Consider the following 2,244-nt stretch of genomic DNA (forward strand, 5'->3'; position numbering starts at 1 on the left):
GGCGGTGGCGGACGACACCCGCGCACCCGTTCCGGCGCCACCGGCCCCGGCGCCGACACCGGGACGGCCCGCGCCACCACGGGAGCCGTCCCCGGTGCCGCAGCCCGCGCCACCCATGCCCGCGCCCGTACCGGCGGCGACGAACCGGCCGACAGTGCCGATCCCCGCCAACCCGACCGCCCGCGCCGGCGACGTCTCCGAACTGCCCCGGGCCCGGCGCGCCGACCGCCGCAACGGCGGCAGCCGGTTCTGGCAGGCGCTCGTCGGTGGCGCCGCCGTACTGCTGCTGCTCTCGCTCACCGGGCTCGCCGTCGCGGCGCTGCTGGACGAGCGGACGGCCACGCCGTCCGCCGGCCAGCCGACCCCGCAGCCGAGCGAGTCGAGCACCCCGGCCGGCGGCACCGACCTGGACTCCCGGGACACCGACCAGGCGACGCTCACCGCCAAGGAGGTCTTCCCGACCAAGGACCTGGTGCTCACCGACGGGAAGCCGGCGTACCGGGTGCTCAAGACCCAGGCCAGTACGAAGTGTCAGGTAGCGGCCACCGGCGAGATCGCCGACCTGCTGGTCCGGCTCGGCTGCAACCAGGTCGTGCGGGGCACGCTCCGCTCCCCCGACGGCGACCACCTGATCACCGCCGGTCTGTTCAACCTCACCGACGTGGCCACCGCCCAGCGGGTACGCGACCGCATCCGGCCGCTGCTCGACGCGCGCCAGGGACGGTTCCGTGGCATGGCGGCGGGCGACGACACCGAGGTGGTGGAGAAGGCCGCGGCCCGGGTCGCCTGGCAGGTACGCGGACACTACGTCGCCTACTGCCTGGTCACGCGCGCCGACGGGGAACGCATCCCCAGCGACGACGCAGCCGCCCGCGAGATCATGTACGACATGGTCGAGCTGCACCTCAACCGGGCTGTGCTGGACCGTCGTGCGGCGGCCGGAACGGCCGGGCAGCCCGACGCGGAGTCGGCCGGGGACAGCGCCGGTCAGCGGGGCACCGACTGACCTCCGGTCAGCCCTCGGCCACCGGCACCCGCAACCGGCGGGTCAGATCGGCGCGGCGGGCGTACTCGGCCGGGTCGGCCGGGTAGCCCACAGCGACCAGGGCGAGGCCGTGCGCGGGCGCCACAGTCACCTCGCTGGAGCGCTCACGCCGGGTCAGCAGGCCGGCCGGCCACTGCACCGGCCGCCGCCCGTCACCGGCCACCAGCATCGCCCCGACCAGGCTGCGCACCATGTTCTGGCAGAACGCGTCGGCCTGCACGGTGGCGACCAGGATCCCGTCCGGGTCGCGCCGCCAGTCCAGCCGGGTCACCTCGCGCAGCGTGGTGGCGTTCTCCTTGCGCCGGCAGTACGCGGCGAAGTCGTGCTCGCCCACCAGCCCGGCCGCGGCGGCGTTCAGCGCCGCCAGGTCCAGCGGCTTCGGCCAGGCCAGGGTGTCCCGGCGGCGCAGCGGCTCGGCGCCCCACGGGGCGTCGGTGACCCGGTACTCGTAACGCCGGAACGTGGCCGAGAAGCGGGCGTCGAAGTCGGCCGGCACCTCGGTCATGGCGCGTACCCGCACATCCGGCGGGAGGAGCCGGGCCAGCCGGCGCAGCAGCCGACCCTCGTGCTCCCGCCACACCGCGGCGGGCAGGTCGAGGTGGCAGACCTGCCCGGTGGCGTGCACCCCGGCGTCGGTACGCCCGGCCACCGTCAGGCCGGTCGCCGTGCCCGCGCCGAGCACCAGGTCCAGCGTCTGCATGAGCACGCCGGCCACGGTGCGCCGGGTCGGCTGGGGCGCCCAGCCGGAGAAGTCCGTGCCGTCGTACGAGACGTCCAGCCGCAGCCGGATCCGCTCGTCCACCTCGTACCTCCTGTCGACGGCGACGGGCCCGGCACCCCCGAGGGGATGCCGGGCCCGGTCGAGCCTGATCTCAGGCCTTGTCGTTCTCGGTGGCCTCGTCGCTGTCCTCGCGGGCGGCGGCGGTGTCACCCGACGCGGAGACCGGGGCCTCGGCGTCCTGGTCGCCCTCGCTGGAGCGCGGCTTCTCCTCGGCCGGGGCCAGGGCCTCGACCTTGTCCTGCTGCGCGGCCTTCCGGGCGGCGGTCTTCTTGTTCGCCTTCGGCTCGGCGACCTGAAGCTCCTCCACCAGCTCGATGATCGCCATCGGAGCGGCGTCACCCTTGCGCGGACCGGTCTTCACGATCCGGGTGTAGCCACCGTTGCGGTTGGCGTACCGGGGCGCGATCTGGTCGAACAG

3 protein-coding genes are annotated in these 2,244 nt (G+C 75.2%); 1 reads left to right on the top strand and 2 read right to left on the bottom strand.

Translation table 11 applies throughout. From position 1 onward, the window contains the following. A partial coding sequence (locus KBX39_RS29325) for a hypothetical protein (RefSeq protein WP_247660726.1) occupies window positions 1-1,006 on the top strand: 1,006 nt, incomplete at its 5' end. 7 nt (window positions 1,007-1,013) lie between these two features. Here the strand turns inward: KBX39_RS29325 and truA are convergent. Both truA and KBX39_RS29335 read right to left on the bottom strand, forming a co-directional pair. Continuing rightward, complete coding sequence (gene truA, locus KBX39_RS29330; protein WP_043328248.1) at window positions 1,014-1,847, bottom strand: tRNA pseudouridine(38-40) synthase TruA; 834 nt, start codon at window positions 1,845-1,847, stop codon at window positions 1,014-1,016. A 70-nt stretch (window positions 1,848-1,917) separates the two neighbouring features. Further along, window positions 1,918-2,244 (bottom strand): bL17 family ribosomal protein (locus KBX39_RS29335; RefSeq protein WP_210873638.1); only part of this gene is annotated, 327 nt, incomplete at its 5' end.

The sequence above is a fragment of the Micromonospora sp. D75 genome (assembly GCF_018070405.1).
GTDB lineage: Bacteria > Actinomycetota > Actinomycetes > Mycobacteriales > Micromonosporaceae > Micromonospora > Micromonospora chalcea.